The following is a 4,599-nucleotide window of genomic DNA, read 5'->3' as shown; positions in this document are numbered from 1 at the left end:
AATCCACTTTGCAACGTGTTCTTCTTTGCAAAGTTAGTTGAGGCCGTGCCCGCGGGAAGCGAAGTAATTAGTCGGAGCATTGCCAATATACATCAAACATTTCAAAATAACTACTTGGCTTAACGCAATCATTGCACCGATTTTATACTTTCTTAACTTAGAACAAAAGCGCAAGCGCGCGAATAGAAACGTAGCGACTGAAGCAGTCAACAGATATAAAGGATTCACGGTGAGTTTGCGTGCCGATGATGACTTAGATTAGGACGATTCGTGAAGTCGCCTCGTTTCTGGGCGCTGGAGCTAGACGTGGCTCAACACGCCCATTTATCCACATGGGCAAATAATATATTTTCCTAGACCATTTTAAAAGTGGTACCGACGATCATGTTAGATGAAGGTACCACCTATATTTTCTAAGGGAAAAAGGATACTTCTCTTTTAAAGCTATCGTAGGTATTTTCATGATATCAAGTTATTTTCCTTAGATTTTTTGAAGGCATTTGCAAGGATGGTATTGCTTAACTCGTGAACGATATGGTGAAACAGATTACTGATGAGGTGTTCGTTGTTTTTTTCGTGAAAGCTTTCCCTACAAATGTTGTTTTTACAGGCAATCTATTATCCAGGAGACAGTCCAAAGCATTCATTCAAAGGCATTGTGCGTAAAACTTGTTTCGCAATATCTCGTTTCTATGCTTATTATTTCCAAGATTGGATCGGAGCAAAATCAGTGTATTACAAGGTTGGAAAAACCTTTCAATATCGCTTCTTTATTGGAGTTTACATTTTACAATTAAATTTCTTCCGATAATTATTCGGCGTGATGTTGTAATATTTCTTAAATACCGTGCTAAAGTAGGAACTATTTGAAAACCCAACAGATGAAGAGATAAACTGTATGGTATGATTTGTTTCTTTTAATTGATTTGCTGCTCTATTTAACCTTATTCGTTGCAAATAATTTAAGGGACTCTCCTTTTTGATTTTGTTAAACGTTCGTTGAAGGTGAAATGGACTGGAATGAAACACATCTGCTAACACATGAAGCGTGATATATTCATCATAGTTTTTGTCAATCCATGCACATATAAGCTCTATCCATTCCTCATTAGGTAATAACACATTGTCCGGCTTACATCTTTTACAAGGCCTAAACCCAAGCTGTAATGCTATTTGTGCCTTTTTAAAGATATAAACGTTGTCTTTATTCGGTAATCTGGATTTGCAAGATGGACGACAGAAAATTTTAGTTGTTTTAACACCATAGTAAAAATGATCATCAAAATTACTATCATTATTAGAAATTGCATGCCAATATTCTGAGGGGATGGTATGGGATGATGAGTATAGATCCATAGCTTTTCAACACCTCCTATATTATTAATCTTATTCTACCAAATTAAAACACACTGTGAATAAAATTGAAAACATTCTTTACGTACCAACAGTATTTATGCATGGAATTCTTTTTCTAACATACGAGAAGTTTTGCGTATATTTATTTACTCAAATAGCCGCTATCTCCTCCACCACAGTGGACTTTCACCACCTAGATAGTCGGCATGCCTGGCGCACCTACAAAAAACGTTTCCCACGATGTGAGAAACGTTGATCTGATATATTCACGTTAACTATAAATACTTCTCCTGTCGTCAACATTCTTTCACTCAAAATCTTCAAAGTCATCGAGCAATGCACGTACTTCATCTGTTGACTCTGTTTCCATCATTTGACTTCTTAATTCACTCGCCCCTCTAAAACCTCGAACATATATCTTAAAAAAGCGGCGAAGAGGCTTAAACGAACGTGCTTCTATTTTTGAATATTTATCGAAAAGATCCAAGTGCAATCTTAAGATATCAAGCAATTCCTTACTGCTGTGCTCCTTCGGCTGCTTTTCAAAAGCAAATGGATTTTTAAAAATTCCTCGTCCAATCATTACTCCATCTACACCATATTTTTCCACAAGCTCCAAGCCAGTTTGGCGGTCAGGAATATCACCATTGATAGTCAACAATGTATCTGGAGCAACCTCGTCACGAAGCTTCTTAATCTTAGGAATTAGCTCCCAGTGAGCATCTACTTTACTCATTTCCTTTCTTGTACGCAGATGAATGGAAAGATTAGCAATGTCTTGTTCCAATATATGTTTCAGCCATTCAAACCACTCATCGATATACGTGTAACCCAGTCTTGTCTTTACACTTACAGGCAATCCTCCGGCTTTTGCAGCTTGTATTAGCTCTGCTGCTACTTCTGGACGACGGATAAGGCCAGAGCCCTTCCCATTCCCTGCCACATTAGCTACAGGACAACCCATATTAATATCGAGACCCTTAAATCCTTGTTCCGCCATACCAATACTCATTTGCCGAAAGTACTCCGGCTTATCTCCCCATATATGGGCTACCATTGGTTGCTCATCCTCTGTAAATGTCAAACGCCCACGTACGCTTTGGCGCCCTTCTGGATGACAATAACTTTCTGAGTTTGTAAACTCTGTAAAAAACACATCAGGTCTAGCTGCTTCGCTAACTACATGGCGAAAAACGACATCCGTCACATCTTCCATTGGTGCCAATATAAAAAACGGTCGTGGTAAATCACGCCAAAAATTATCAAACATAATCAAATTTCAATCCTCTCATGATGGGATATGACCAAAAAACATCCCAAAATCAAAAACAATTGTCCTTACTCCCTTTACACTTATACCATGCTTAAGCACTTTTTATCAAACGGATTGCCTATATAACCCCTAAAAATACTTGTAATTTTACTCTTACGTTTTCCCATTTTTTCTTCTGGTCATTCTTCAACGTGTACACGATTTTTCTACCTAAATTGTGCGATATGGGTACAAAAAAGAGCTCTCACTAAATGTGAGAACCCTTGACTTAAAGGCTTTTCCCGTTTTTATCGATACCGGTGGTCGGGGTCGAACCGACACTCCGTAAGGAACACGATTTTGAGTCGTGCGCGTCTGCCAATTCCGCCACACCGGCATAATCGTTGGAGGCGGTAACCGGATTTGAACCGGTGATAAAGGTTTTGCAGACCTCTGCCTTACCACTTGGCTATACCGCCATATATACTTGGAGCGGAAGACGGGATTCGAACCCGCGACCCCCACCTTGGCAAGGTGATGTTCTACCACTGAACTACTTCCGCAAATGGCTGGGCCACCAGGATTCGAACCTGGGGTACACGGGATCAAAACCCGATGCCTTACCGCTTGGCTATGGCCCAATTATTTAAATTAAAAATGGGGCGACCGGTGGGGATTGAACCCACGCGTGCCGGAGCCACAATCCGGTGCGTTAACCACTTCGCCACGGCCGCCATATAGAAAAATTGGCAGGGGTAGTAGGAATCGAACCCACATCAAAGGTTTTGGAGACCTTCGTTTTACCATTAAACTATACCCCTAATTATACTATTAGAAAATGGTGGAGGGGGGCAGATTCGAACTGCCGAACCCTGAGGGAGCGGATTTACAGTCCGCCGCGTTTAGCCACTTCGCTACCCCTCCAAGAAGAAGAAAATACAAATGGTGGCTCGGGACGGAATCGAACCGCCGACACAGGGATTTTCAGTCCCTTGCTCTACCGACTGAGCTACCGAGCCATTCAGTTTTAAACTATTAAAGTCTATAAGACTTTTGAAAGTGGCGGTCCGGACGGGACTCGAACCCGCGACCTCCTGCGTGACAGGCAGGCATTCTAACCAACTGAACTACCGGACCAACTAATGGAGTTATTCAATAATAAATTATTTTGGTTGCGGGGGCAGGATTTGAACCTGCGACCTTTGGGTTATGAGCCCAACGAGCTACCAGACTGCTCCACCCCGCGATGTAAGGAAGTAATAAATTTGTTCTGTTTTTCAAATCATTATGGATGGTGGAGGATGCAGGGCTCGAACCTGCGACCCCTTGCTTGTAAGGCAAGTGCTCTCCCAGCTGAGCTAATCCTCCATGTTGGTGACCCGTACGGGATTCGAACCCGTGTTACCGCCGTGAAAGGGCGGTGTCTTAACCACTTGACCAACGGGCCAGTATTATTAGAATAGTGGCGGAGAGCGAGGGATTCGAACCCTCGAGGCCGCGGTAACGGCCTACACGATTTCCAATCGTGCTCCTTCGGCCACTCGGACAGCTCTCCATTGGCTCCACAGGTAGGATTCGAACCTACGACCGATCGGTTAACAGCCGATAGCTCTACCACTGAGCTACTGTGGAATAATTCCAATTAGAATGTATCTTGCCTGGCGGCGTCCTACTCTTGCAGGGGCAAAGCCCCAACTACCATCGGCGCTGGAGAGCTTAACTTCTGTGTTCGGCATGGGAACAGGTGTGACCTCTCCGCTATTGCTACCAGACATGATGTCTGCCAAGTGTTGTCAAAAAACAGTGACAACCAATATTATAATTGTTTTTCAGGAAAAATCAAGTACTATTTTGAAAAAATATGTATTCATTTGTACCCTAAAAACTAAATAAGAGATCATTCAACGACAACCAAAAGAAGTTAGTTAAGTCCTCGATCGATTAGTATCCGTCAGCTCCACGTGTCACCACGCTTCCACCTCGAACCTATC

At 42.3% G+C, this 4,599-nt stretch carries 2 protein-coding genes, 14 tRNA genes and 1 rRNA gene; all 17 read right to left on the bottom strand.

The features are described from left to right. Positions 1 to 780 precede the first annotated feature (780 nt). The 17 genes from RVS70_RS21365 to rrf all read right to left on the bottom strand — a co-directional run bounded on the left by RVS70_RS21365 (position 781) and on the right by rrf (position 4,380). Entirely contained in the window at positions 781 to 1,356 is a 576-nt protein-coding gene (locus RVS70_RS21365; protein ID WP_121604742.1) for an Ada metal-binding domain-containing protein, read from the bottom strand. A 307-nt stretch (positions 1,357 to 1,663) separates the two neighbouring features. Continuing rightward, positions 1,664 to 2,626: a tRNA-dihydrouridine synthase gene (locus RVS70_RS21360; protein WP_321134743.1), complete on the bottom strand. Its 963-nt coding sequence runs from the start codon at positions 2,624 to 2,626 to the stop codon at positions 1,664 to 1,666. Positions 2,627 to 2,923: 297 nt separating this feature from the next. Next, positions 2,924 to 3,005 (bottom strand) — tRNA-Leu (locus tag RVS70_RS21355). An 8-nt stretch (positions 3,006 to 3,013) separates the two neighbouring features. Next, positions 3,014 to 3,087 (bottom strand) — tRNA-Cys (locus tag RVS70_RS21350). Between the two features lie 9 nt (positions 3,088 to 3,096). Beyond that, positions 3,097 to 3,171, bottom strand: a tRNA-Gly gene (locus RVS70_RS21345). A 3-nt stretch (positions 3,172 to 3,174) separates the two neighbouring features. Then, a tRNA-Gln gene (locus RVS70_RS21340) sits at positions 3,175 to 3,249 on the bottom strand. Positions 3,250 to 3,266: 17 nt separating this feature from the next. After that, positions 3,267 to 3,342, bottom strand: a tRNA-His gene (locus tag RVS70_RS21335). 13 nt (positions 3,343 to 3,355) lie between these two features. Next, positions 3,356 to 3,429: transfer RNA gene (locus tag RVS70_RS21330), tRNA-Trp, on the bottom strand. Positions 3,430 to 3,447: 18 nt separating this feature from the next. Further along, positions 3,448 to 3,532 (bottom strand) — tRNA-Tyr (locus tag RVS70_RS21325). Between the two features lie 19 nt (positions 3,533 to 3,551). Further along, a tRNA-Phe gene (locus tag RVS70_RS21320) sits at positions 3,552 to 3,627 on the bottom strand. 41 nt (positions 3,628 to 3,668) lie between these two features. After that, positions 3,669 to 3,745, bottom strand: a tRNA-Asp gene (locus tag RVS70_RS21315). A 32-nt stretch (positions 3,746 to 3,777) separates the two neighbouring features. Further along, positions 3,778 to 3,854, bottom strand: a tRNA-Met gene (locus tag RVS70_RS21310). A gap of 46 nt (positions 3,855 to 3,900) precedes the next feature. After that, positions 3,901 to 3,976, bottom strand: a tRNA-Val gene (locus tag RVS70_RS21305). A 4-nt stretch (positions 3,977 to 3,980) separates the two neighbouring features. Then, a tRNA-Glu gene (locus tag RVS70_RS21300) sits at positions 3,981 to 4,055 on the bottom strand. A 16-nt stretch (positions 4,056 to 4,071) separates the two neighbouring features. Next, positions 4,072 to 4,163, bottom strand: a tRNA-Ser gene (locus RVS70_RS21295). 2 nt (positions 4,164 to 4,165) lie between these two features. Then, positions 4,166 to 4,240 (bottom strand) — tRNA-Asn (locus RVS70_RS21290). Between the two features lie 24 nt (positions 4,241 to 4,264). Next, a 5S ribosomal RNA gene (rrf, locus tag RVS70_RS21285) occupies positions 4,265 to 4,380 on the bottom strand. Between the last annotated feature and the right edge of the window lie 219 nt (positions 4,381 to 4,599).

Origin of the sequence: Virgibacillus sp. M23 (genome assembly GCF_034190895.1) — a bacterium.
Taxonomy (GTDB): Bacteria; Bacillota; Bacilli; order Bacillales; family Amphibacillaceae; genus Virgibacillus; species Virgibacillus salarius.
This window is presented reverse-complemented; position numbering and strand designations above follow the sequence as displayed.

Coding starts and splice junctions, on each gene's coding strand:
- RVS70_RS21360 (WP_321134743.1), bottom strand. CDS start 2,626: ATGTTTGATAATTTTTGGCGTGATTTACCACGACCGTTTTTTATATTG.
- RVS70_RS21365 (WP_121604742.1), bottom strand. CDS start 1,356: ATGGATCTATACTCATCATCCCATACCATCCCCTCAGAATATTGGCAT.